The 25,557-nt window shown below is 33.9% G+C and carries 29 protein-coding genes and 1 tRNA gene; 20 read left to right on the forward strand and 10 right to left on the reverse strand.

Annotation, left to right across the window (positions count from 1 at the left end; translation table 11 throughout):
- The first annotated feature begins 579 nt into the window (after positions 1 to 579).
- A complete protein-coding gene (locus DFR66_RS00930) occupies positions 580 to 1,170 on the forward strand; it encodes an MCP four helix bundle domain-containing protein (RefSeq protein WP_114752989.1) in 591 nt (196 codons plus the stop codon).
- Positions 1,171 to 1,854: 684 nt separating this feature from the next.
- Here the strand turns inward: DFR66_RS00930 and DFR66_RS00935 are convergent.
- Positions 1,855 to 3,960, reverse strand: a complete 2,106-nt coding sequence (locus tag DFR66_RS00935) for a TonB-dependent receptor domain-containing protein (RefSeq protein ID WP_114753174.1) — start codon at positions 3,958 to 3,960, stop codon at positions 1,855 to 1,857.
- A gap of 169 nt (positions 3,961 to 4,129) precedes the next feature.
- Between DFR66_RS00935 and DFR66_RS00940 the strand changes: the two genes are divergently transcribed.
- The 10 genes from DFR66_RS00940 (at position 4,130) to DFR66_RS00985 (ending at position 12,115) form a co-directional block, all read left to right on the forward strand.
- Entirely contained in the window at positions 4,130 to 4,531 is a 402-nt protein-coding gene (locus DFR66_RS00940; protein ID WP_114752990.1) for a DUF2721 domain-containing protein, read from the forward strand.
- 117 nt (positions 4,532 to 4,648) lie between these two features.
- Positions 4,649 to 5,602, forward strand: coding sequence for a DMT family transporter (locus tag DFR66_RS00945; RefSeq protein WP_114752991.1), 954 nt, complete (start codon positions 4,649 to 4,651; stop codon positions 5,600 to 5,602).
- A gap of 67 nt (positions 5,603 to 5,669) precedes the next feature.
- Complete coding sequence (locus DFR66_RS00950) at positions 5,670 to 6,023, forward strand: DoxX family protein (RefSeq protein WP_114752992.1); 354 nt, start codon at positions 5,670 to 5,672, stop codon at positions 6,021 to 6,023.
- Positions 6,024 to 6,027: 4 nt separating this feature from the next.
- The gene (locus DFR66_RS00955; protein ID WP_114752993.1) at positions 6,028 to 6,636 is read left to right on the forward strand and encodes an alpha-ketoglutarate-dependent dioxygenase AlkB family protein; all 609 of its coding nucleotides are present in this window, start codon (positions 6,028 to 6,030) and stop codon (positions 6,634 to 6,636) included.
- A gap of 45 nt (positions 6,637 to 6,681) precedes the next feature.
- On the forward strand, positions 6,682 to 7,509 hold the full coding sequence (locus DFR66_RS00960) for a sterol desaturase family protein (protein ID WP_114752994.1): 828 nt from the start codon (positions 6,682 to 6,684) through the stop codon (positions 7,507 to 7,509).
- A 119-nt stretch (positions 7,510 to 7,628) separates the two neighbouring features.
- Complete coding sequence (locus tag DFR66_RS00965) at positions 7,629 to 7,907, forward strand: DUF2805 domain-containing protein (RefSeq protein WP_066081282.1); 279 nt, start codon at positions 7,629 to 7,631, stop codon at positions 7,905 to 7,907.
- 64 nt (positions 7,908 to 7,971) lie between these two features.
- Positions 7,972 to 8,316 (forward strand): hypothetical protein, encoded by a 345-nt coding sequence (locus DFR66_RS00970; RefSeq protein ID WP_114752995.1) that lies wholly within the window; start codon positions 7,972 to 7,974, stop codon positions 8,314 to 8,316.
- A 1-nt stretch (position 8,317) separates the two neighbouring features.
- A complete protein-coding gene (locus DFR66_RS00975) occupies positions 8,318 to 9,265 on the forward strand; it encodes an alpha/beta hydrolase (protein ID WP_114752996.1) in 948 nt (315 codons plus the stop codon).
- Between the two features lie 56 nt (positions 9,266 to 9,321).
- Positions 9,322 to 11,184, forward strand: coding sequence for a M61 family metallopeptidase (locus DFR66_RS00980; RefSeq protein WP_114752997.1), 1,863 nt, complete (start codon positions 9,322 to 9,324; stop codon positions 11,182 to 11,184).
- Positions 11,185 to 11,404: 220 nt separating this feature from the next.
- A complete protein-coding gene (locus DFR66_RS00985; RefSeq protein WP_114753175.1) occupies positions 11,405 to 12,115 on the forward strand; it encodes a DUF4369 domain-containing protein in 711 nt (236 codons plus the stop codon).
- 118 nt (positions 12,116 to 12,233) lie between these two features.
- Here the strand turns inward: DFR66_RS00985 and DFR66_RS00990 are convergent, their stop codons facing one another.
- The 7 genes from DFR66_RS00990 to idi form a co-directional block, all read right to left on the reverse strand.
- The gene (locus DFR66_RS00990; RefSeq protein WP_114752998.1) at positions 12,234 to 12,698 is read right to left on the reverse strand and encodes a hypothetical protein; all 465 of its coding nucleotides are present in this window, start codon (positions 12,696 to 12,698) and stop codon (positions 12,234 to 12,236) included.
- 126 nt (positions 12,699 to 12,824) lie between these two features.
- Positions 12,825 to 12,898 (reverse strand) — tRNA-Thr (locus DFR66_RS00995).
- A 78-nt stretch (positions 12,899 to 12,976) separates the two neighbouring features.
- Positions 12,977 to 13,243 (reverse strand): hypothetical protein, encoded by a 267-nt coding sequence (locus DFR66_RS01000; RefSeq protein WP_099713324.1) that lies wholly within the window; start codon positions 13,241 to 13,243, stop codon positions 12,977 to 12,979.
- 68 nt (positions 13,244 to 13,311) lie between these two features.
- Positions 13,312 to 14,280: a type I phosphomannose isomerase catalytic subunit gene (locus DFR66_RS01005; protein WP_167400479.1), complete on the reverse strand. Its 969-nt coding sequence runs from the start codon at positions 14,278 to 14,280 to the stop codon at positions 13,312 to 13,314.
- 151 nt (positions 14,281 to 14,431) lie between these two features.
- Positions 14,432 to 14,893, reverse strand: coding sequence for a peroxiredoxin (locus tag DFR66_RS01010; RefSeq protein WP_114753000.1), 462 nt, complete (start codon positions 14,891 to 14,893; stop codon positions 14,432 to 14,434).
- Entirely contained in the window at positions 14,890 to 15,300 is a 411-nt protein-coding gene (locus DFR66_RS01015) for a 6-pyruvoyl trahydropterin synthase family protein (protein WP_114753001.1), read from the reverse strand. The genes DFR66_RS01010 and DFR66_RS01015 overlap by 4 nt, the downstream gene beginning before the upstream one ends.
- 94 nt (positions 15,301 to 15,394) lie before the next feature.
- On the reverse strand, positions 15,395 to 15,922 hold the full coding sequence (gene idi, locus DFR66_RS01020) for an isopentenyl-diphosphate Delta-isomerase (protein ID WP_114753002.1): 528 nt from the start codon (positions 15,920 to 15,922) through the stop codon (positions 15,395 to 15,397).
- Positions 15,923 to 16,090: 168 nt separating this feature from the next.
- Between idi and DFR66_RS01025 the strand changes: the two genes are divergently transcribed.
- From DFR66_RS01025 to DFR66_RS01035, 3 genes are all read left to right on the forward strand, one after another.
- Positions 16,091 to 16,552: a GNAT family N-acetyltransferase gene (locus tag DFR66_RS01025; protein WP_114753003.1), complete on the forward strand. Its 462-nt coding sequence runs from the start codon at positions 16,091 to 16,093 to the stop codon at positions 16,550 to 16,552.
- A gap of 149 nt (positions 16,553 to 16,701) precedes the next feature.
- On the forward strand, positions 16,702 to 17,262 hold the full coding sequence (msrB, locus tag DFR66_RS01030) for a peptide-methionine (R)-S-oxide reductase MsrB (RefSeq protein ID WP_114753004.1): 561 nt from the start codon (positions 16,702 to 16,704) through the stop codon (positions 17,260 to 17,262).
- A gap of 194 nt (positions 17,263 to 17,456) precedes the next feature.
- Positions 17,457 to 18,764, forward strand: a complete 1,308-nt coding sequence (locus DFR66_RS01035; RefSeq protein WP_114753005.1) for an amidohydrolase — start codon at positions 17,457 to 17,459, stop codon at positions 18,762 to 18,764.
- Between the two features lie 56 nt (positions 18,765 to 18,820).
- Here DFR66_RS01035 and DFR66_RS01040 read toward each other — a convergent pair whose 3' ends face one another.
- A complete protein-coding gene (locus tag DFR66_RS01040; protein WP_114753006.1) occupies positions 18,821 to 20,389 on the reverse strand; it encodes an NAD(P)/FAD-dependent oxidoreductase in 1,569 nt (522 codons plus the stop codon).
- Between the two features lie 195 nt (positions 20,390 to 20,584).
- Between DFR66_RS01040 and DFR66_RS01045 the strand changes: the two genes are divergently transcribed.
- Positions 20,585 to 20,824, forward strand: a complete 240-nt coding sequence (locus tag DFR66_RS01045; RefSeq protein WP_114753007.1) for a hypothetical protein — start codon at positions 20,585 to 20,587, stop codon at positions 20,822 to 20,824.
- 2 nt (positions 20,825 to 20,826) lie between these two features.
- Here DFR66_RS01045 and DFR66_RS01050 read toward each other — a convergent pair whose 3' ends face one another.
- Complete coding sequence (locus DFR66_RS01050) at positions 20,827 to 21,648, reverse strand: purine-nucleoside phosphorylase (RefSeq protein WP_114753008.1); 822 nt, start codon at positions 21,646 to 21,648, stop codon at positions 20,827 to 20,829.
- Positions 21,649 to 21,707: 59 nt separating this feature from the next.
- On the opposite strand from DFR66_RS01050, the gene DFR66_RS01055 reads away from it, so the two are divergent.
- The 5 genes from DFR66_RS01055 (at position 21,708) to DFR66_RS01075 (ending at position 25,556) form a co-directional block, all read left to right on the forward strand.
- Positions 21,708 to 22,457 (forward strand): DUF547 domain-containing protein, encoded by a 750-nt coding sequence (locus DFR66_RS01055; protein WP_114753009.1) that lies wholly within the window; start codon positions 21,708 to 21,710, stop codon positions 22,455 to 22,457.
- 8 nt (positions 22,458 to 22,465) lie between these two features.
- Positions 22,466 to 22,801 carry an arsenosugar biosynthesis-associated peroxidase-like protein gene (locus DFR66_RS01060; protein ID WP_114753010.1) on the forward strand — a complete coding sequence of 112 codons (336 nt, stop codon included), beginning with the start codon at positions 22,466 to 22,468 and terminating at the stop codon, positions 22,799 to 22,801.
- Positions 22,798 to 23,865: an arsenosugar biosynthesis radical SAM (seleno)protein ArsS gene (gene arsS / locus DFR66_RS01065; protein ID WP_114753011.1), complete on the forward strand. Its 1,068-nt coding sequence runs from the start codon at positions 22,798 to 22,800 to the stop codon at positions 23,863 to 23,865. The genes DFR66_RS01060 and arsS overlap by 4 nt, the downstream gene beginning before the upstream one ends.
- A 75-nt stretch (positions 23,866 to 23,940) precedes the next feature.
- On the forward strand, positions 23,941 to 24,912 hold the full coding sequence (gene arsM, locus DFR66_RS01070; RefSeq protein ID WP_114753012.1) for an arsenosugar biosynthesis arsenite methyltransferase ArsM: 972 nt from the start codon (positions 23,941 to 23,943) through the stop codon (positions 24,910 to 24,912).
- Between the two features lie 50 nt (positions 24,913 to 24,962).
- On the forward strand, positions 24,963 to 25,556 hold the full coding sequence (locus tag DFR66_RS01075) for a TIGR04282 family arsenosugar biosynthesis glycosyltransferase (protein ID WP_114753013.1): 594 nt from the start codon (positions 24,963 to 24,965) through the stop codon (positions 25,554 to 25,556).
- The last annotated feature ends 1 nt before the right edge of the window (position 25,557 follow it).

The raw sequence follows: 25,557 nt of genomic DNA on the forward strand, positions 1-25,557 counted from the left end.
ATACAAGATACGCAGGAATTAATCACATCATTCTAAAACAAATAAATTATGTCAAGAATTGTAATGGCAATAGGTTAAGTAATCGCTTTTATAGGTTGGATTTTGTACCGACTAATAATTAAAAAAGACTTGCATAAAAATTTAAATAACGTATACCTTGGACTATTTTTTATAATAACATGGGCATTATTTTATTTTTTTATTGTTGAATCTTTTTAATCATCATGAAATAATGACTGTGCTTCCTCAGAAGCTCGATTGCGTGATATATTTGTTGTAATAATAAAATCTGGTTACAAAAAATTTTGTAATGAATTTTAAGAGGCAACTGAACCTTTTTTTTGGATTAATGTCAACTAGGTTTAAGGCGATTTAAAGTAATGTTTTTTTGGTCATCACAGTAAACTAATCTTTAGAGTAATTTGTTTTTTTGTAGTTTAAATCGACTATATTTATGCTGAAATAAAAAAAGGCGGTTTTGAGACAAACTGACGTTGTGAATAATTAGGACCGTTAAATCAAAAGGTATTATTTCATTGAAACGCACTCAATGGTCTCTTTACCATTAAAATAAATAATATGAAAATTTTTGCTAAAATTCGTTGGGTTGCAAGCATTCTTTTGGTCTTCTTTATTGTACTCATAACTAACTTGATTGACAGAGAAAACTTCAACCGACTGAGTTACTCTGTGACGACTATGTATGAGGACAGGATCGTTGCAAGCGATCTTTTGTTTGAAATATCAAGGATAATTCAGGAAAAGCAAATTGCTGTTCTGACTTTAGACACTCTATTTCTTGAAAACAAAAATAACAAACACAATCAGGTACTAAACCAACTAATAGAAAAGTACAGCCTTACTAAATTTACTGAAAAAGAGAAATTTGTATTCAACCAGCTTCAAGAAGAACTTAATTCTCTCAAACAAAAAGAAAGGCCGAATACTGATATAACAGACGCAGCAGTTATTAATAGCTTTGAAAAGATAAACAAAAATTTACATGAACTATCCAAAATTCAATTAGATGAAGGTAGGAGACAAGTTTTTATAAGCAACAAAGCCAAAGACACCATCAACTTTTTTACACAAGTAGAAATTATCTTCTTGGTTATAATGGCGATACTACTTCAAATAATTATCCTGTACAAACCAAAAGAAGAAAATTAAAAAACTCCTGGCAACAGATAAGGGATTGTTGGGCTTGAAAAGCCAACAATGTTCAATTGGGGCAATCTGCAAATTAAACAAGTTACACCATATCGAGATTTTTACAATTTAATTTTTACAATTTCAAACTTTGAAGAAAGTGTTCAAAACAATATTTCTTTGCAGAAAATTATTCGAAAAATTTAAGAAAGAAGCATAGGAATATTTCCCTTAACCTTTAAAATGGGTTGATGGAAAATAGCTTGCAAATTGTACTGCAAAAGTAAATACCCAGCTAGCGCAAACGTCCCGCTCGTGAACATTCTCAAGAATTCTAATACGGATACGCAGGAATTAATCACATCATTCTAAAACAAATAAATTATGTCAAGAATTGTAATGGCAATAGGTTAAGTAATCGCTTTTATAGGTTGGATTTTGTACCGACTAATAATTAAAAAAGACTTGTCTAAAAATTTAAATAACGTATACCTTGGACTATTTTTTATAATAACATGATCATTATTTTATTTTTTTATTGTTGAATATTTTTAAAAATCTTGAATTAGTGGCTATGCACGCTCATCTAACGGGGGCGTCCCGCTCGTGAACTTTTTCAAGAATAAATAACTATAAATTAAACCTGCAAGTATAAACTTGCAGGTTTTTTATGTATTAAAATTGTACAAAAACTAATAAATTTCGTTATTGATTCAAGATATTTCCTTCTTCTTTTTTCTCTTTGTTTAATAAATTAGGATCTTCTTTTGCTAGTTTGTTTTTGGTTGGAATTTTGTAATTTATACTAAACCCAAAACGACGCGTATCGTTTTTATTTGCTAATAACAAAGGTGTACCAACGGAGCTGAACACAAATCGGTTCGAATTAAGAATATCGTCTGCACTTATGGAAACGGACAATTGATCTTTGAAAAATTTTTTAGAAAATGTTAAATCAAGCGTATTGTTGAAAGGCTTTTCAGCGATGAAATAAAAATAATTCCCCTTAGACATAATGTAATTAAAGTTAGCTACAAATTTGATATCCTTAGGCAACACAATTTGAGACATCAAATTAAACATCCAGAAACCATTAGTCGTAATTTCAGGAATTTGATGGAACTGATATGCTGTGTACACATATAAAAAGTTCATTTTGTCCGGATTAATATTCATTTTTAAGGTTTCCTTAAGTCCTTCTGTAAACAACATATACGGAATTGGCATTCCCACATTAAAGTTATGAATTTTGATTTGCGGTACGTTTATATTAGTATTTACAACTACATCATTTGTTAGCAACACTCTATTGATTACCTGATTTTGTGCAGAACTTACATTGTATCCAATAAAAGCATAGTCGAAAGCACTCAGTTTAGCTTCATAATTATCAAAAATAGTAGGCTGCAAATTTGGGTTTCCCGAATAATCTATATTTGGATTCTGATAATTGGTATTGTTTGGATTTAAAGCAGTAGTACTAGGTAAACTTATTTTCTTGTTGTAATTCACATTAAAATAAACCGAATTACTAAAATTATATTGAGCACTGGCATTCGGAAAAAAACGGAATTGTTTAAACGGAATTAAATCAGCAGTATTAGTTTTTCCGGTAATGTTGTAATCCTCGGCTCTACCGCCCACAATAAAATTAAACTTATCAAATTTTGTTTGTAACTCTCCATAAGCTGCTGCCGTTTTTCGTTGATAATCCAAGTTCACAATTTCCATGTTTTGGGTTTCAAAAAGAAGCGCTTCATACAAACCACCAAAGCTTATTTTCCCTTCATCAGAAAATGCAATGGGCTGTGAGTAATCAACTTTAGCATTGTACAACCGCTGCGTCGAAGCATTATCTAAAATTGTAGCATTATTATTTCTGGAATTCAGTATAAAATCATTTTGGTTGCTGTTGTAATTGAATTTGAAATCTAATTTTTTAGATTTATCCTCAAACTTCTTTTGAAAAGTAACTACAAAATCCTGACGTAAAGCATCCGTATAGGAATCGTCATTGGTACTAAAACTAGGACCATTTCCTAATGTATTGCTATTATTGTTGCTATAATTCACATCGTAGTTAAATAACAATCGGTCGTTGCCAATATCAAACGTTAGTGCGGATTTAGCAAAATTAGTACGTCCGAAACGATCCGCCTCAGTAGTAGAAAGTAACGAAGTCGTATTATTTTCGTTTTTAGTCAGCGAAGTCCACACTGCAGATTCTCTGTAATTTTGCCCAACATTCAATTGCCATCCAAAATATTTATTCTTAGCGCTCAACAACAGACTATTATTGATTCTCCATCGCAAATGATCGTAACTCGTAATATTAGTGCTATTGGTATACGTAGCGCTTAAATAATTTTTAGCATTTTTGTTCGTAATGATATTCATAATGGCACCACCGGAAGTAGCTGGAAACTCTGCTCCTGGTTGCGTGATGATTTCAATTTTTTCAATGGCATTCGCAGGCATTCCTTCCAAAAAAGAATTCAATTCATTTGAAGTAATATTAAGCGGTCTTCCGTCCATAAAAACATCCAACTGTTTACCCTGATACATCATCCCAGCAACATCAGAAGCTATAAGTCCTGGCAGTTTTTTTATCCCTTCTAATACGGAGCCTGAATTCAAACTGGGCTGATTGGAAAAATCAAATATGGTTCTATCCGCTTTTTGTTCGATTGCTTTTTTTGTTTTTACAATGGCAACTTCATTCAATTCTACAGCCTTTTTTGGCTCTTCCTGTGCCGAAAGAGTAAATACTGCTCCTAAAAAAAACATACTCAATAAATAATTCTTTTTCATCATTTCTATTTGTGTTACTCCTTTAGTAGCACTATAATTCGAAACGTTACTAAAAAATGAACTGATTTTGGAAAATTGTCATATTTCACAAGACTTTCAGACTGATTTCAATACAGAATAACGAACTTTGCAGCTAATTTTCAACTGCAATTCCTAAACTAAATCAAAAATGATTTTACAAATAGAAACTCCCGCATTACTTTTTGGTGCAACCTCTCTGATTTTATTGGCGTATACCAATCGCTTTTTGACTATCGCTACAATCGTAAGAGGATTAAAAAAAACGTATAAAGAAAAACAAAACGACACAATTTTATTGGAAATCAAAAATCTGAACTTACGCCTAACGCTAATCCGCAACATGCAAATGGCTGGCGTTTTAAGTTTGTTTTTATCCGTTTTCTCGATGTTGTTATTATTCTTAGAACAACACACAGCTGGAATTTATCTTTTTGGAATGAGTTTATTGGGGTTATTAATTTCGTTAGGCTTATCGTTTTGGGAAATTAGTATTTCCGTAAATGCCTTGCGACTGCATTTGAGCGATTTAATCGAAAAAGAAATGAAATAAAAATCGCCAATTTATAACTTGGCTTCTTCATTTTTGGAACTCAAATCTTAACTTACAATTTATAATACATAACTAATAACTAAACCCTATCTTTGCCCGCTTTTTAAAATTGAAAAAATGATAAAGAATAGTGTATTAAAAGGAGTTTTTCTTGTAGGTCTTGGCGCAACAAGTTATGGGATGCTGGCTACTTTTGTAAGAATGGCTTATGATGAAAATTATACAACTGCAGAAGTAACTGTTTCACAATTTGTTTTTGGAATTATTGGAATTTTATTAATAAATGCATTTCAAAGAAACCGCAACAACAATACAGCGGTTAAAGCATCTAAAAAAAACAAATCACAATTAATGCTTGCTGGAACTTCCACTGGACTAACGAGCGTTTTTTATTATTTAGCGGTAAAATTCGACATTCCTGTTTCAATTGCTATTGTTCTTTTAATGCAAACAGTTTGGATTGGCGTTCTATTAGAATGGTTTTTAGAGAAAAAAGCACCTTCTAAAGTTAAAACAATATCTGTAATTATTGTTTTATTTGGTACTGTTTTAGCAACTAACTTACTAAATTCTGATGTGAAATTAAATCCATTAGGAATCTTTTTTGGATTATTAGCAGCAACTTCATTTACCACAACCATGTTTACTGCAAATAGAATTGCAACCGAAATTTCATCGGCGCAAAGAAGTCTTTACATGCTTTTTGGTGGCGGAATAATGGTTTTAATTTTCGCACTAATTACACAAATAATTCCAAATCAATTTCCAGCAATAGCTGATGCATTAGGAGTTTTTTCTACGGCAAAAGATTTTAATTTTAGTATTTTCCTCAAATGGGGAATTATACTTTCTCTATTTGGAACTATTATTCCGCCAATGCTTTTAAACGCAGGTTTTCCTTTAACAGGAATTGGTCTGGGAAGTATTGTTTCGGCACTGGAACTTCCCGTATCAGTACTAATGGCGTATTTTCTTTTGAACGAAAAAGTAATTCTGCTTCAATGGGTTGGAATTGTTTTAATCATCTTGGCTATTGTGATTATGAATGTGAATTTTAAGAAAAAAGCTTAATTTCTATTTAAAACATTTGTGCTAATTTCATTTAAATTTTTATAAATTCGTGATAAATAACTTTATTATGAATTTACCTTGGCATTTATATCTGATGGCTTTTGTGTACTTTATTGCTGGATTAAACCATTTCAGAAACCCGAGATTGTACCTGAAAATCATTCCTCCTTATTTCCCGAATCCCAAATTACTAAACCAGATTAGTGGTTTAGCAGAAATAATTTTGGGAATCGGATTGTGTATTCCAGTCCTTTCAAGCTATGCTGCATGGGGAGTAATCGCTTTACTGATTGCTATTTTCCCAACACATTTGTATATGTATTTCGATGAAAAAGCGAGAATGGGTTTGCCAAAATGGGTTTTACTTTTGCGAATGCCTTTACAATTAGTTCTCATTTTCTGGGCGTACCAATACACATAATCCAGTGAAATCACTTTTCGAATCCACATCAGAACCCTTATTTCTTGATTTGCCAGACGCTGAAATCATCTATTATCCTCAGTTTTTTGACAAAGAGCAGGCCGATATTATATTTACTGAATTGATAAAAAAAATCCCTTGGCAACACGATGAAATTCGGGTGTACGGAAAAATTCATCCACAACCTCGCTTAACGGCTTTGTTTGGAAACGAAGGAAAACCCTATTCGTACTCGAATATAACCATGCAACCTCATCCTTGGAATTTGCTTTTGCAAAAGCTAAAAACGAAAATCGAAAAGGTTTCGGATACCATTTTTACAACCGTATTACTGAATCAGTATCGCGATGGAAAAGACAGCAACGGCTGGCACGCCGATAACGAAAAAGAATTAGGAACAAATCCTGTGATTGCCTCGTTGAGTTTTGGCGCCGAGCGCACTTTTCAATTGAAACATAATTTGAACAAAGACCTGAAAAAAAGCATCGTTCTAGAACACGGAAGTTTACTGCTAATGAAAGGAAGCACGCAACATTTCTGGAAACATCAAATTCCAAAAACTGCAAAACCCATTGACCCAAGAGTAAATCTTACTTTTCGGGTAATCAAATAGATATTTTCTAAAAAATTTATTAGATTTGGAATAAATACTCAAATCATGGATGCTATTATTGCTTATTTTTCTACAATTCCATCTTCACACCGAAGCTTAATTCTGGTGGGTGGAATCACTTTTTTTTGGTTATTAGAAAATGCTTTTCCACTCTTTAACTTTACTTATAAAAAATGGCATCATGCAGGCATCAATATTTTCATGACGTTTACCACAATTGTTGTCAACTTTTGCTTGGCTTTTATTTTATTAAAAACAGCTGATTGGACAATTACCAATAATTTTGGAATACTGCAATGGTTGCCAGAAATGTCTCTGTGGCTTTACGCTTTAGTCGGATTACTTCTATTGGATTTGATTGGCGCATATTTAGTACATTTAGTAGAACATAAAACTAAATTCTTATGGCGTTTCCACTTGATACATCACACCGATACTTGGATTGACACCACAACTGCAAATAGGCATCATCCGGGAGAAAGTGTGATTCGGTTTACATTTACTGCAATGGGCGTTTTAATCATAGGAAGTCCCATGTGGCTGGTTTTTCTATATCAAACCTTATCTGTTGTTGCCACACAATTCAATCATGCGAACATTTCACTTCCTAAAAAAGTGGATACTTTTCTTAGTTATTTCATTGTTTCTCCGGACATGCATAAAGTGCACCATCATTATGTTTTGCCTTATACAGATAGTAATTACGGAAATATATTTTCAATTTGGGATCGCCTTTTTGGGACTTTTAGGACATTGCCAAAAGAAGAAATCATTTACGGAATCGACACGCATCCAAATCCAGAAGAACACAATGAATTGAAAAATTTATTAAAAATACCCTTTCAAAAAGCCCCTTTGAAAGAAAACAAGTAAAAAGAATAAAAAAAATGTCCATTTGAGAAAATCTAATTATTTTTTTTCTTAATATTGATATCAAATTATAAATGTAATTTATTAATCATTAACAACTTATTTGAATTAATTTTCACGTGATGAAAAAGAGTAACCGAAAAGAATTGAACTGGGAGCAAACAGAAAAACTTGTTACAATGGCTTTAGAAGAAAAAAATCCTTTTGAAATCATAAAAAAAGAATTTGGTCTGGCAGAAAAAGAGATTCTTGAAATCATGAAGAAGAAAATGCCTGCAGAAAAATTTGAAATGTGGAAAAAGAAAGCAACTGCAAATAAACCAAAACCAAAACCCGTTAAAATTGATGATTTTGATGAAGACTTGGATGGCAAATATTATATAAAAAACAAATTAGATTAAACTATGAAACTCCTGAAATTCGGGAGTTTTTGTTTTTTCAAACAGTCCCTATATTTCTTAGATTATGGTTTCAGTTACATTAAAAGATGACGAATTTATTTTTGATATTCTAGGCAGTCACAAATTTTGGGCTTTCGAAAATAAGATTAGAGTACCCAGAAATAAAATAATCAGAGCGTATCAAAGCAACGATGAATTTACATTTTGGATTGGTTGGAAAATGCCTGGCACACAATTACCTTGGGTTATCACTGCTGGAACGTATATAAAAAAAGGAAAACGCAATTTTTGGGATGTTTGCAATAAAAAAAATGCAATTATTGTCGAACTCAAAGATTCCTACTATCATAAACTAATCATTGAAGTTGAAAATCCTGTGATGATAATGAACTTATTAAACGAAAAATAAAATGAAAAAATATCTATTAGTATTCCTAATCTTGTTTACTACACTCGGTCATACTCAAACAGAAACAGCAACTAAATCTTTTAATAAAGAAGAAATCGCCATAAATCCTTTGCTAAATGGCTCGTTATATTCGCCTTTAAAACAAAATAAAAAAACTAATTTGGTTATCCTTATTGCTGGTTCAGGCCCCACAGATAGAGATGGCAATCAAAAAGGGTTAACCAATAATTCTTTAAAATACCTATCCGAAGAATTAACAAAAAATGATATTGCCGTTTTTAGCTATGACAAAAGAATCTTTACACAAATGAAAAGCGGAACGGTGAATGAGGCAACGCTAACTTTTGATGATTTCATTACTGATGCGACATCTGTTTTGTTATTTTTTAAAAATCAAAAAAAGTATAACAAAATTATAATTACCGGACACAGCGAAGGTTCATTAATAGGAATGATAGCCGCAAATGGCAATGCAGATGCTTTCATTTCATTGGCAGGAGCCGGAAGAACTATCGATGCCGTTTTAGTCGAACAAATCACCAAACAAGCGCCGTTTTTAAAAGAAGAAACACAAAAGAATCTCGATATCCTTAAAAGCGGAAAAACTTTCGAATTAAAAAATCCGATGTTAGCTTCCCTTTTTAGAGAAAGCATTCAGCCTTACATGATTTCATGGATTAAATACAACCCTCAAATTGAAATTGCAAAATTGCAAATACCGGTTTTAATCGTAAACGGAACAAAGGACATACAAGTTTCAGTTCAAGAAGCGGAACTATTAAAAAAAGCTAAGCCAGAGGCTGAACTAGTTTTGATTGAAAATATGAATCATATTTTTAAAGAAATCAAAAGCGATGACGCTGAAAACATGAAATCCTATACCAATCCCGATTTACCAATAGTTGCAAAATTAACAAGCACTATAACAACGTTTATTAAATCACTTTAAGCTGTAACAATTGTACAACTGAGAAGACTAATTACAAAAAAACAAAACAAACAATAATGAAAAGAATACTTTATTCACTGGCATTTGCTTCGATACTTTGGAGCTGCAAAACTGCAAGCCCAACTGTGTCTGCTGTTGCAAAAGAACAAGTAGAAGTTGCCATCAATTTGAACGATGTAAAAGATGATAAGGTAATGGTAACTATAACCTCGCCAAAAATCAATACTGAAGAAGTAACGTACAGCGTTCCTAAAATTGTTCCGGGAACCTATTCCATTGATGATTACGGAAAATACATCGAAGATTTCAAAGCTTTTGATAGCAAAGGAAACCTGCTTGCAACTACAAAATCTGATGACAACACTTGGAATATTAAGAACGCGAAATCATTGGTAAAAATCACATATTGGGTAAACGATACTTTTGATACTGAAAAAGGTGGCGGTTTTGGTCAAAATGATATTTTTTCTCCTGCTGGAACAAACATAGATGCTGGTAAAAATTTTATGTTAAACATGCATGGTTTTGTTGGTTATTTTCAAGACAAAAAAGATTTAGCCTACACCGTAAGCATCTCACATCCTGAAACGCTTTGGGGCGCAACCTCAATGACAGACCTAGACGCAAGCGCTACAAATGACGTATTTACTACTCCTAGATACGCTGAACTAGTTGAAAACCCTATTATGTATGCTAAACCAGACTACTCTACTTTTACAGTAGATGGAATGGAAATCCTGATAGGCGTGTATTCTCCAACCGGAAAAGTAACTGCCGAAAGCATTACTCCTGAGATGAAAACAATGATGATTGCTCAGAAAACATTTTTAGGAAAAATAAATGCTACAAAAAAATACACTGTATTATTGTATTTATCAAGCATGACACCTACTGATGCAAAAGGTTTTGGAGCATTAGAACATCCTACTGCAACGACAGTGGTTTTACCGGAAATGATGCCTAAATCAGAGCTAGTTAAATCAATGAAAGATGTGGTTTCACACGAATTTTTTCACATCGTAACTCCTCTAACAATCCATTCTAAAGAGATTCATTTTTTTGATTACAACACACCTAAAATGTCAGAACATTTATGGATGTACGAAGGGGTGACAGAATATTTTGCCAATCTTTTTCAGATTAATCAAGGATTAATTACAGAAGAGGAATTTTATACTCGTATGTCTGAAAAAATTGAACATGCCAATGCAATGGATGACACAATGCCTTTTACAACCATGAGTGCAAATGTGTTGACTGAACCTTACAAAGCACAATACTTGAACGTATATGAAAAAGGAGCATTGATAGGAATGTGTTTAGACATCATCATCAGAGAAAAAAGTAATGGCGAAAGAGGAATTCTTGATTTGATGCAAAAATTATCTAATGAGTATGGCGCATCAAAACCATTTAATGATAATGAGCTTTTTGCAAAAATAACCTCATTCACCTATCCAGAAGTGGGTACTTTTTTGACGACTTATGTTTCTGGCGCAACTCCAATTCCTTATGATGTATTTCTAGCTAAAGTTGGTGTTACAAAATCAATTGAAAAAGTTCCTGGAAATGTATTCTTGAAAGGACAAATGCCATACATTACCGTAAACCAACAAACAAAAGAAATCATAGTGTTACCAAATATGGAACTAAATGTATTTTATAGTACTCTTGGTTTAAAAGGTGGTGATATCATAGTATCCATTAATAACAAGCCGTATTCATTAGATAATATTTATGAAATGATTGCTGAAAGTCAAAACTGGAAAGAAAACGATGCTATCTCAATCAATATAAAACGTGATGGCAAAGAACAAATAATAAAAGGTATAGTAAAATTCCCTTACGAAGAAAAAGAAGGCCTAAGAGCAACAGATGCAACAAAAAAAGCGTTGAAAGAAGCTTGGTTTAAAGCCTAACTTCAAAAATAATTTTAAGAAATCCCAATTTAGAAATAGATTGGGATTTTTTTTGTAAAATTTGAATGCGTTAGCAAAATCATTCCAACAATTTTCTTTATTTTGCGCCAAATTATAAATACTAAAAAATCGTCACGATTTAATTCTGATTCCGAAGTTTCGGGATAGGAGAAATCACTAATGCAAGGCGGTCATGTTTCAAAAAAACTTTAAACTTCACATGAAAAAATCAATTATTGCCTTCGTTACTCTTATTCTATTAGCATCTTGTAACAAGAATGAATCTAAAACTAATTTACATATTGCAGGAAACATCAAAGGATTAAAAAAAGGAACTTTATATATTCAAAGAGTTGTTGACACTACTCTAGTAGCTATTGACACTGTCAACATAGATGGTAGTTCCTCTTTTGAAAGCAATCTGGAACTAAAATCTCCTGAAATGCTGTATTTATTCTTAGACCGAGGCGTAAGTAATTCATTAGACAATAACATACCTTTCTTCGCTGAACCCGGAAATATAACTATTGAAACCAGTTTAGATCGTTATTTGATGGATGCTAAAATTACAGGATCAAAAAATCACGAAATATATGAAGAATATAAAAAAATCAATTCCCGTTTCACAGATGAGAATCTTTCGTTGATTGAGAAAAAATTCACTGCCATCAAAAATCAAAACACAAAGGCAGTTGATAGCCTGAATGCAAAACAGGATTCAAATATTAAAAGAAAATATTTGTTTGCTACTAACTTCGCATTAAACAATCGAGACTTCGAAATAGCACCTTATATTGCTTTATCCGAAATTTATGATATCAATGTGAAATACTTAGATACAATTCACAAATCAATGTCGCCAAAAGTAGCAAAATCAATGTACGGAAAAAAACTTACGGAATATATTACTAAAGTTAAAAATCAAAAATAGGCAAATCCTTTTATAACAAAATAACAAAAACCATCTTGAGACAAACAAGATGGTTTTTTGGTTTATAAGAGATCGATTTTCAATATTCAAATAAAATGTATTTTACCTGATGAATAAGCTAAGCGTTATTAAAAGCTATTCCGCCTATAATCATCCCTACGAACATTAAAAGGTATAGAGAGAAAATTACCAGAGTCATAATCCCAATAAATTTGTAGTGTGATTTTAAATATCTTAAAGAAGTATTCAAAGTTTCAGAATCGTTGTTAATAAACGCTGCTTTGGCATTAGAAGCAAATTTGTTCAAGTAATATACCGGAAAGAAATAAAGTGCCGCAATAAGCAAATACACGACTGCCATCACCATTCCAAAAGAAGACCCCATCATTCCCATTGCTGGATTCATTTTTCCCATAGTAGAGAATAGCGTCCCGGCAAATAACGCAGCAAAAACAATAAAACCAATCCCTATATAACCCAGAATTGATAAATAATATGCCCATTTTGCGGTTTCTTTCAAAAAGTCTTTTGCAGACTCATTTAGTTTCATTTCAAAATTCTCAATAACTGAATGCTCTTCCATAATTTATTTTTTTAGGTTAGATACCAAATTAACAAAAAAATTACGACATTCAATAAAAACAGAATCAATTCTCATTTTACCAAAAACAAAAAACCACTTAACAAAAGTTAAGTGGTTTTATTAAAGAGCCGGCGGAGGGACTCGAACCCACGACCTGCTGATTACAAATCAGCTGCTCTAGCCAACTGAGCTACGCTGGCGACTCATTACGGGTGCAAATATAAGTCTGAATTTCTATTTTCCAAAACAAATTCAAACTTTTTTCGCTTTTTTTTTGACTACAATTCGTTGATTTTAGCAATCAATTGATTTGCAGTTTGTTCCAATTCAACATTGATTTGTTTGAAATGAGCTTTTTTATTTTCTACCTTTTTTGCATTCACTTTAGTGATTAAAGCGTCAAAAGCAGCGATAGCTTCATCAATTAAATCATTAGTTTCAGTTGTTGGTTTTCCTGTTGTAGAAATTTCGAACAAGTAAACTGCTTCAATAATATCTCCTAAAACGTAGTTGATGTCTTTTTTTAAATTTTTAACGTTTGCCATTTTTATTTTTTTAATATTTGAATTTTAATTTGCGTCTGCAAAAGTACACATAATCTTTCTATTACCGACTATGAAATGTAAATTTCTAAAATTGAAGCTTTTCCAATGAGAATGAATGTATTCATTGCCGCAGGAATCAAAACAGTATCTCCTTTTTTATATTGCAATTTTGAATTATCAAATTCCAATTCAAAAGATCCTTCAGTACACATATAAACTGTAAAGGTTTTTTCAGATTTAGAAACCGAAATTTTTCCGTCTAACGGAATAAAATTAGTTGTAAAATAAGGACAGTCAACAATTTCGTTTGAAACATTTATGTTCTTAGCGTACTCTTTCTTCGTTTCTACTTTATTGTAATTGATGGCGTCTAAAGCCAAATCAACATGTAATTCTCTTGTATTACCACTAGCATCTACCCTGTCAAAATCATAGAGACGATAGGTAATATCCGAAGTTTGTTGAATCTCAGCAACTACTAATCCCGCACCAATAGCGTGAACTGTTCCTGTTTCTAGAAAGAAAACATCACCTGATTTCACTTTTACATCATCCAAAATAGAAAGTAATGTTTTGTTATTTAGATTTTCTAAATAGTTAGTCGCATTGGACTTTTCTTTGAAACCTACTATAATTCTAGCGTCATCATCCGCTTGCATGATGTACCACATTTCAGTTTTTCCAAAAGAATTATGACGTTTTTTAGCCAATTCATCATTAGGATGCACCTGTATAGACAAGTCTTCACGAGCATCTAAATACTTAAAAAGCAACGGAAATTGTTTGCCAAAACGAAAATGAACAGCCGTTCCTAAAATTTCATCCGGAAACGAATTGATAATTTCAGTTAATAACTTTCCTTTCCATTCCCCATTAGCAACTATACTCACATCACCTTCTACCGTAGACAGCTCCCAGCTTTCACCAGTGATATGTGAAGTAATTGGTTTATCCAGTACTGTTTTTAGTTTTTCACCACCCCAGATTCGTTCTTTCAAAATGGGTTCGAATTGTAAAGGATAAAATTTCATATACAGTTGTTGTTTTTTTAGAAAGTCAAAGATACAAAACCAATTTTTTTTCAATAAGAATTTACACATTTACTTTAATAAGGAAAGCAAACATAGTATAAATTAACAAATGAAATAAATTAGAGAAATGGAATCAATAATTGATCATATCTGTCGATTATGAAACAATTTTTTTAATGGACTCAAGGGCTTTAGGTATATGCTTTGTTGCCAACACACTATCAAAAATCATTTGTATTACTCCATTTTTGTCAGTTACATAGGTCACTCGTCCAGGCAATAACCCAAACATCCCTGCAGGGACACCAAAAAGATTTTTGATTTTTTTATCTGAATCAGACAAAAGTATAAAAGGTAATTTAAACCGCTTACTGAATTTTTGATGAGAATCTACGCTATCACTGCTGATACCAATTACTTCAGCACCCAAATCTTTGAAATCCTCATATTGATCTCTAAAACTACAGGCTTGAGCGGTGCAACCTGGTGTATTGTCTTTAGGATAGAAATATATAACAAGTGGCTTTTGGCCAACTATATTCACACTGTCAAAATCATTTCCATCGGTATCTTTTGCGGTAAAACGAGGAATGGCATCCCCAACTTTTAGTTCTTTCATTCTCCTCTGTAGGTTACAAAATTTCGCGGTGTTTCATAAAGAACTACCTCTAATTCAAATTCTGACTTAATTCTTTTTCTGATTTTATTCCAAATGACCACCACAATATTTTCGGCTGTTGGATTCAAATCCTGAAATTCTGGTACGTCTAAATTTAAATTCTTGTGATCAAATTGATTCTCAACATCCTCCTTAATAATATCACTCAAGAATTTCACATCCATCACATAACCCGTTTCCGGATCAATTTCGCCAGTAACACTTACTATAAGTTCGTAGTTATGTCCGTGAAAATTTGGATTATTACATTTCCCAAAAATAGCATCGTTTTGTTCAAAAGTCCAATCTTTCCTGTATAATCTATGTGCCGCATTAAAATGGGCTTTTCGTGAAATGGTAACTTTCATAATTTCAGATTTTATTCCCGAAGCTTCGGGATCAGATTCCTCAAAGTTGTGAAATCTAAAGTATTTTATTTAAATTGAACTGCTTTTTACAATTCTATATTTTGTGTTCCTCTAGAAAATGATAAAATTCATCGAAGATAATCTTAAACCAAACAGTATACAATTCTGGATGCACTTCCATGTCTTCTTTAACTGCCTCTATTTTCATCCACTTCCAGTTTTCTACCTCTTCTAAATTTATCTCAGGAGCATCATCATAATACCCAATCATGACATGATCAAGCTCGTGTTCCGTCAAGCCATTATCAAAAGGAGCTTTGTATATAAAATGGAAAAGTTCTTTGAGTTCGGTTCTAAAACCCATTTCTTCAAATAATCTTCGGCTTCCTGCTTGAATATTTGTTTCTCCCTCGCGCTGATGACTGCAACATGTATTGGTCCAAAGCAAAGGAGAGTGATATTTTTGATGAGCACGTTGCTGCAACATGATTTCATTTTTACTATTTAAAACAAAAACTGAAAAAGCACGATGTAAAACCGCTTTTTCATGTGCTTCAAGCTTAGGCATCAATCCTATTTGCTCATCATTTTGGTTAACTAATATTACGTTTTCTTCTGACATATAAATCTATTACTGTTCAAAAATACAAAAAAGATTATTAGCGACAGGGGCTTTAACGTTCTGTTTCGTTTTGTTGAAGCTAAATTATTTTAAAATTGTCTAAGATAAAATTTACACCTCACATTCAAAGTTTCTTTTGTATTTTTAATAGAAATTACAAAAAACAAAATGGAAATAATAACTATTCGGAAAGCACATCCAAACGATTTAGAAAAACTACTTGAATTTGAACAAGGAATTATAGCTGCCGAACGTCCTTTTGACCCTACTTTAAAAGCAAAAAAAATACATTATTACGATATTGAAAAAATGATTTCAGCGTCACATATTGAGGTGGTGGTTGCCGTGATTGATTCAGAATTGATAGGCTCTGGATATGCGCGAATAGAGACCGCAAAGCCTTATTTGAATCATTTGAACTACGCCTATTTAGGTTTTATGTACACCGTGGAAAATCACAGAGGAAAAGGAGTAAATGCTAAAATTATTGACGCGCTCAAAAAGTGGTGTAACCATCAAGACATAGTCGAAATTAGACTGGATGTATATAACGAAAATACTGCCGCTATTAAGGCGTATGAGAAAGCAGGCTTCAAAAAACACCTTATAAACATGCGAATGATTGAATAATGCTAAGATTTAGTTAATTATAAATCCAAAACTGTTTTTTGCCCGTAAATAACGATAGTTAAAACTTACTTAAATAACTATTAATTTGCAAAGTAAGCGACATTTTTTGGATCAAAAGCGCTTTACATTTGTAGTATAAAAAGAAAATTATGAGAACAACAAAACCATTTTTGAGTCTATTATTTTTACTTCCCTTATTCATGTTTACTGCTTGTGCACAAACGACAAATAAAAAGGACAGTGCAAAAAAATCTATCGCAATGGAAAATTCAATCAACAAACAGGAAAATCCGTATTATTCTAATACTGACACAAAAAAACTCAATGTTAATGATGCCGAATGGAAAAAGGTTTTACCCGAAGACGTCTACGAAGTAACTCGTAATGCAGATACCGAAAGGCCATTTACAGGTAAATATTGGAACACTGATGATAAAGGAACCTACTATTGCGCAGCTTGTGGCAATAAATTATTTAGATCTGGCGCTAAATTTTCGAGCAATTGCGGTTGGCCAAGTTTTTTTGAACAAGACAATAAAAACAGTGTGGTTTATAAGAATGACAACTCATTAGGAATGGAACGCATAGAAGCCCTTTGTGGAAGATGTGACGGGCATTTAGGACATCTTTTTGATGATGGTCCAGAGCCAACTGGAAAAAGATATTGTATGAATTCTATAGCACTTGACTTTATACCTGACGCTAAATAAAAATAGAATAAAATTATAAAGCCTCTGTAATAACTAAAATTAGTTTGAAACCCATTCAGGCTGATTTTTTTATTGGAAACAACTTAAAGTAAATCAAACTAGAACAAAAATATTCCTTACTTTTGAAAAAGAACTATATTTTTGAAGTTCCAAATTATTTACACATAACGGTTTACATTAAATCATTACACTCCATGAATAACTATTACTTAATACCTGCTTTACTGTTATTTACAATTGGGATACAAGCTCAAAACACTGCCTTAAAAAACAAAATCACTACAAAAGCTACCTCTTTAGAGTCTAAAGTAGTAAGCTGGAGACGTGATTTGCATCAAAATCCTGAATTAGGAAATAGGGAGTTTAAAACTGCCGAAAAAATAGCAACCCATTTGCAAAGTTTAGGCATTGAAGTTAAAACAGGAGTTGCAAAAACAGGAGTTGTAGGTATTTTAAAAGGAGGAAAACCAGGGCCTGTTGTAGCATTAAGAGCAGACATGGATGCTTTGCCTGTGATGGAACGTGCAAATTTACCATTTGCCTCAAAAGTTACCGGAGAATATAACGGCGCATCAGTAGGCGTAATGCATGCATGCGGACATGACACTCACGTGGCGATATTGATGGGTACTGCAGAAGTTTTAGCCTCGGTAAAAAACGAAATAAAAGGAACTGTGGTATTTATTTTTCAACCTGCAGAAGAAGGACCACCAGAAGGAGAAGAAGGTGGAGCCGAGTTGATGGTCAAGGAAGGTGTATTGAATAATCCAAAAGTAGATGTCATTTTTGGACTTCATATAAACGCCCAGACTGAAGTAGGCCAAATTAAATACCGCCCAAAAGGAACTATGGCTTCCTCTGACTGGTTTACAATAAAAATCAATGGCAAACAATCTCACGGAGCCTATCCGTGGCAATCTATCGATCCTATTGTTACCGCATCGCAAATTGTGATGGGATTACAAACTATTGTCAGCAGAAATGTAAACCTCACTCAAAATGCCGCAGTGGTAAGTGTAGGCCAAATTAATGCTGGAGTGAGAAGCAATATCATCCCTGAATCACTCACTATGAGTGGTACCATTAGAACATTAGACGCAGAAACCCAAGATTTTATTCATGGCAAAATAAAAACTATTGCGACTAATATTGCAACGAGTGCTGGTGCAACAGCTGAAGTAGCCATTACCAAAAAAACATTAATTACCTATAACGAGCCGTCACTAACTGAGCAAATGTTGCCTACTCTACAAGCTGCTGCAGGGAAAGAGAATGTACAACTTACCGAAGCAGTAACGGGAGCCGAAGATTTTTCTTTTTACCAAGCAAAAATTCCAGGCTTGTATTACTTTATAGGAGGAATGCCTAAAGGTAAAAAACCAAGTGACATGCCTTCGCATCATACACCTGATTTTTACATAGACGAAGGAAGCTTTGTGCTAGGGATGACCTCTATGGCAAATCTTGCCTTAGATTACATGGAAATGAAGTCTAAAAAATAAATTTACTAGTAAAAAATCTTGTACTATTTTATTACAAAAATCGACCAAAGTTAAAATCAATTTGAGATTTTTAAAACCTGAGCAATCATTTGGGCGCATTTTTCACCATCAATAGCAGCCGAAATAATTCCTCCGGCATAGCCTGCACCTTCACCGCAAGGATACAAACCTTTTATTTGTACGTGCTCATAAGTTAGAGAATCTCTAGGAATTCTTACTGGCGAGGACGTTCTGGATTCTGGTGCATGAATTATCGCTTCGTTTGTCAAATAACCACGCATCGATTTTCCAAATTCAGTAAATCCTTCTCGTAATATTTGCGTTAAAAATCTAGGAAACACCTGCCCCATTTCTACTGATGTTGTACCAGGAACATAGGACGTTTTAGGAATATCTGATGAAACTCGATTCTGAGTAAAATCAATCATGCGTTGTGCAGGAACTTTTTGGGTTTCCCCTGCTAAATGCCAAGCTCGTTGCTCAATACTTTTTTGAAATTCCATTCCAGCTAACGCACCATATTTTTCAAATGGCTTAAAGTCTGCCAATTGCAACTCAATTACAATTCCAGAATTGGCGGTAGCTTGATCTCTCTTTGAAGGCGACCAACCGTTCGTTACCACCTCACCAGGACTCGTTGCACAAGGAGCAATTACACCTCCTGGACACATACAAAAAGAGTACATTCCTCTACCTCCCACTTGCTTTACGATGCTGTAAGGCGCTGGTGGCAAATGTTCTCCTCTATAATCACAACTGTATTGAATGCTATCGATCAAAGTTTGCGGATGCTCTGCACGTACACCTAATGCAAAAGGCTTAGCTTCTATAAAAATCTTTTTTCGATCTAATAATTCAAAAATATCTCGAGCAGAATGACCGGTTGCTAAAATAATTTTCTGAGCTAAAATGGTATCGCCATTTTGGGTTACGATCCCTTCAACCTCATTATTTTTCACCAAAATATCCGTCACACGCGTTTCAAATAAAACCTGACCACCACATTCGATGATTTTTTCACGCATGTCTTGGATAATCTGTGGCAACTTATTAGTACCAATGTGCGGATGCGCATCGACCAAAATATCAGATGACGCCCCAAAAGCAACAAACAATTCTAAAACTCGAGTTACATCACCTCGTTTTTTAGAGCGAGTGTATAGTTTACCATCAGAATACGTTCCTGCCCCACCTTCGCCAAAACAATAATTAGAATCTTCATCAACAATATGGTCTCGATTTATAGCTTTTAAATCTCTACGTCGTCCTCGAACATCCTTACCTCTTTCAATTACAATTGGCTTTAAACCCAATTCAATTAATTGCAAAGCTGCAAAAAGACCTGCTGGACCTGCACCAACCACAATAACCTCTTGAGCAGAAGTGACATTAGGATAGTCTGGAAGTTGCACCTTTTGCTCTTGAAACGGCTCACCTTTTAAAAAAATAGACAGTTTAAGGTTTATTTTGATGGCCTTTTGGCGCGCATCAATTGATCTTTTTAAAACTACAACTTGATCAATATCTTGAACTGCAACTTTGATTTGTTTTGACAAATGAGTTTTTAACAGCGCCTCATTTGCTGCGGTTTCGGGAGAGACTTGTAATAAGAGTTCTTGCGGCATTTTTTTAACGTATTGGATTCTTTAAATTCCTAAATAGTATTTTTCAACACGGAATTAGTGTGCAAAAGTACTATTTTGAACCGACATCTCGTAGTGCTCCAATAAAGGCTTTTGAAAATAGGGAATGACTCCCTTTTTAAAATAGTCTTTGTACCTTTGGCGCTCGAATAAAATCAAGCACCAAAACGATACAAAATGTCAAGAAAAATAAAATTAATTTGGGATTTCCGTGGACCGGCAGCAGCCAAAACAGCTGAACACCACGAAATCCATTTAAAAGAATACATTCAAATCGAAAAGCTACCCTTATCCATTACCGGATTTTCGGTACAAGGCGAAATGCAAGCCATTGCCTTTATGGTTGTAACCGATGAGCACATGATTGCCGTTCGTGATGCACTAAAACCTCATCGTGGTGAATTATACGAGGGATAAAACTATCCTAAACTGTTGATCACCTCTACAAATAATTGGCTTAATTTTTCATCGGCCTTGCCAGCTATTGCAATAATTTCGGCTATATCAACAGGTTTTAAATTATCTGGATCGCACTCGTCAGTAATTACACTTACGGCAGCGCAAGGCAATTTTAACTGATTGGCTACAATAACCTCCGGCGTGGTGCTCATCCCTACCATGTCAGCACCAATGCGACCTAAAAAACGGTACTCGGCACGTGTTTCAAGTTGCGGTCCATAAACAGAAGCATACACTCCCTTTTTTAATTCAAGAGATGACTTTTCAGCTATTTGTTGAAACCTCTCATTCAAAAAGCCATCATAAGGCGCACTCATATCTGGAAAAATGCCTCCGTATTCAAAACTATTTAATCCCGAAAGCGGGCTTCCTCCTTGCAAATTAATGTGATCATCTAGTAAAATTAAATCGCCTTTTTTAAAAGCACTATTTATTCCGCCAGCAGCATTGCTTAATAACAAATGCTTTACTCCCAATTGATGCAATACTCGGATGGGAAAAGTAACTTGTTGCAAAGAATATCCCTCGTAAAGGTGAAAACGGCCTTGCATGGCAATTACTTTTTTGTCGCCAATTGTTCCAATTACTAATTTGCCTTTATGAAATTCAACAGTTGAAACTGGAAAATGCGGAATATCAGCATAATCAATGGTTTGTTCCACTTTTAAATGCTCTAAAAACTTCCCTAGTCCCGTCCCTAAAACCACTGCTATTGAAGGACTTGTAATTCCTTTTGAAACTAAAAATTCTGTTGATTCTAAAATCTTTTGTAAATATGTCATATTATAAAACTATTATTGGTAAATCTCGTAAATAATAATAAATTTACGAAAACAATGCTATGAAAAATATAATATTTATCCTTTGTTTTGTTCAAGTCGCATTGGCGCAACCGAAAAATTATGTGAAAATTTCGCAAGATTTTATTGAAGCTGCTAAATACGGTGACACTACTACTGTTGCTTTAATCGAAGCTATTGCAAAAGCAGATGAAAAAGAATTACTCGCTCAACTGAGTACAGATGATCTTAGAAAAGCCTTCTTCATAAATCTTTATAACGGGTTTACTAATTATGCTTTAAAAAAAGATCCTGAAAAATATAAAAGTCGCAACTCCTTTTTTAAATCGAAGCAATTTATAGTTGCTGGAAACAAATTGAGTTTAGACATGATTGAACATGGTTTTTTAAGAAAATCAAGTATCAAATTGAGTTTAGGAAAACTTTCGAAGTTGTTTCCGACGCAATTGGAAAAAAAATACCGTGTAGAAAAGGTGGATTATAGAATTCATTTTAGCCTAAATTGTGGCGCAAAAAGTTGTCCGCCAATTTTCTCTTACGACCCCGCTAAAATAAACGAGCAACTTGACATAGCTACTAAAAGTTATTTGAGTAATGATGCCCGCTATGACAAGGACAAAAATACGTTACACCTACCTATATTGATGAGTTGGTTTCGAGGAGACTTTGGAAACAAAAAAGGCATTTTAAAAATTTGTGAAGATTTAAAAATCATTCCCAAAGGCACAAAACCAAAACTAAAATACAACGATTACGATTGGAGTTTATTTCTAGAAAATTTTAAATACTAAAAACTGAGATGGATAAAAATTATTACAACGCAGATGACCTCAAAAAATTTGGCAATATCGTTGAATTTCAAAAAGAAATGGGCGAAAAATTCTTTGGTTATTACGGAGAAGTTTTTAAAGAAGGTGCTCTTACAGCACGAGAAAAATCATTAATTGCACTTGCAGTTGCGCATGCTGTGCAATGCCCATATTGCATAGATGCTTACAGCTCTGATGCCTATGAAAAAGGATACAGCGAAAGCCAAATGATGGAAGCGGTACACGTTGCTGCAGCCATTCGTGGAGGAGCTAGTTTGGTTCATGGTGTTCAAATGATGAATAAAGTCAAGAAAATAAGTTTATGAGCGAATTTGTAAAAATTAAATTAAAATCACTTAAAGCTACAGCTAACTCCTTATCAAAAGCAGAGCATCAACTGGCAGTTTTGGAACAAAATCCTACGCGATTTACACCATTTCATACCCAACTAAATACAATTGGTTTGCGTCCTCTTCGTCCTACTGCTCTTGAAGTTTTTCAAGTGAATTTGGGTAAAATGTGTAACCAAGTTTGTACGCATTGCCATGTCGATGCAGGTCCGGATCGAAAGGAAATCATGACCAAGGAAACAATGGAAACGATCATTGAAGTTCTCAAAGCCAATCCTACTTTTAAAATTGTAGACATGACTGGTGGTGCTCCTGAAATGAATCCGCACTTCAGATGGTTTGTAGAAGAAGTAAGTAAACTAGGTATCCAAATGTACGTGCGCTGCAATTTGACTATCATTACTGCCAACAAAAAATACAACGACCTACCTGAGTTTTTCAAAAAACACAAAATTGAAGTCATTTCATCTTTGCCGTTTTATTCGAAAAATAGAACTGACAAACAACGCGGTGATGGTGTTTTTGAAAGTTCTATCAAAGCTTTACAAATGCTAAACGAGGTGGGCTATGGCAAAGAAGACTCCGAATTAAAATTAAATTTGGTTTACAATCCTGCGGGAGCCTTTTTACCGCCAGATCAAATTGCACTTGAAAAAGAATACAAAACGGCACTTGCTAATGATTTTGGAATTAGTTTTAACAACCTATTTGCCATTACCAATTTGCCTGTAAGTCGCTATCTTGATTATTTGATCACATCTGAAAATTATGAAGATTATATGACCAAATTAATCGATGCCTTTAACCCAACAGCAGCAGAAAATGTAATGTGTAGAAACACCATTTCAATAGGTTGGGACGGCTATATTTACGACTGTGATTTTAATCAAATGTTAGAACTAAAAGTGAGTAACCCAACAACACAACACATCAGTACTTTTAATGCAAGTGCGTTGCAAGATCGCTCTATAATTGTAAACAACCACTGTTACGGTTGTACAGCGGGTTCTGGAAGTAGTTGTGGAGGAGCTGTTGCATAGCGCTACGTTTCTTAAAAGGATTCTTTGAAACGAAATTTAAAACTTAAAATTAATAATAAGAAGAAATACAATCGAATGGAAAATTATTTAGACGCTACCGTCAACCTTTACCGCGATGCCGCCTTAACACCTGACGTAGGATTGTGCTGCACGACTACACCTATTTGGAAATTCCCTGGTTTGGAGATTCCAAAAATTATGCAAGAAATGAACTATGGCTGCGGAAGTACTATCTCTGCCCAAGACTTAATTAACAATCCTAAAATTCTTTATGTTGGAGTTGGTGGCGGAATGGAATTACTACAATTTGCTTATTTTTCTCGTCAAAAAGGAGGTGTAATCGGAGTAGATGTAGTTGACGAAATGCTGGAAGCATCGCGCCAGAATTTTATTATTGCCGAACAAGAAAACGATTGGTTCAAAAGTGAATTTGTCGAACTAAAAAAAGGAGATGCTTTAAAGCTACCAATTGAAAATGAAAGTATCGATATTGCTGCTCAAAACTGCTTGTTTAATATTTTCAAAACAGATGATTTGAAAAAAGCGTTACAAGAAATGTATCGTGTGCTAAAGTCAGGTGGCCGATTGGTGATGAGTGATCCTACTTGTGAGCAAGAAATGAACGAAACCCTACGTAATGATGACCACTTAAGAGCTTTATGCCTTAGCGGAAGTATTCCGATTAAAGAATACATAAAGATGTTAACTGATGTTGGTTTTGGAACTATCGAAATTAGAGGAAGAAGACCGTACCGAATTTTAGATCCTGCAAATTATGCGACAGACGAACTAATTTTTATTGAAAGTATTGAAGTTTGCGCCATCAAAGATCCGATGCCAAGTGACGGACCGTGCGTATTTACTGGAAAAGCAGCAATTTATTACGGTAAAGAAGCTTATTTTGACGATAAAAAAGGACATACTTTATTAAAAAATCAGCCTCTTGCAGTATGCGATAAAACAGCTCAAGCGCTAGCAGACCTCAACAGAAGTGATATTTACATCAGCGAGTCGACGTTTCATTATAACGGAGGCGGTTGTTGTTAAACCTTACAAGCTGCAGTTCTCGTCTAACTGCAGCTTTTTAATTTTAAATTATGCAGCAAAAAAATGCAATCATTTTATTTACCAAGAATCCTGAATTAGGCAAAGTAAAAACTCGCTTGGCTAAAACAATTGGGAATGAGAAAGCTTTAGAAATTTATAATAAACTATTGCACCATACTCAGGTAATTGTCAGCCCAGTTACTGCTGATAAATTTCTATTTTATTCTGATGCGATTGTACAAAAGGATCAATGGCCGGAGACCGAATTTCATAAAAAAGCGCAACAAGGTTCTGACTTAGGCGAGCGAATGAATACTGCTTTTCAAGAAGTTTTTAGTTTGGGCTACACCTCGGTTTGTATCATTGGTAGCGATTGCTTTGAACTGACCTCCACAATTATTGAAGACGCTTTTACTCAACTTGAAACATACGACACAGTGATAGGCCCTACTTTTGACGGTGGCTATTATTTGTTGGGTATGAAAAAACTACATGAATTCGTTTTTTTAAATAAAACTTGGAGCACTGAATCTGTATATTCTGACACAATTTCTGATGTACTAGAAAATAATCTAACGTATTTTGACCTTCCAAAATTAACAGATATCGACGAGGAGAAAGACTTACCGCTTATTTGGAAATAAC

The sequence above is a fragment of the Flavobacterium glaciei genome, assembly GCF_003350545.1.
Taxonomy (GTDB): domain Bacteria; phylum Bacteroidota; class Bacteroidia; order Flavobacteriales; family Flavobacteriaceae; genus Flavobacterium; species Flavobacterium glaciei.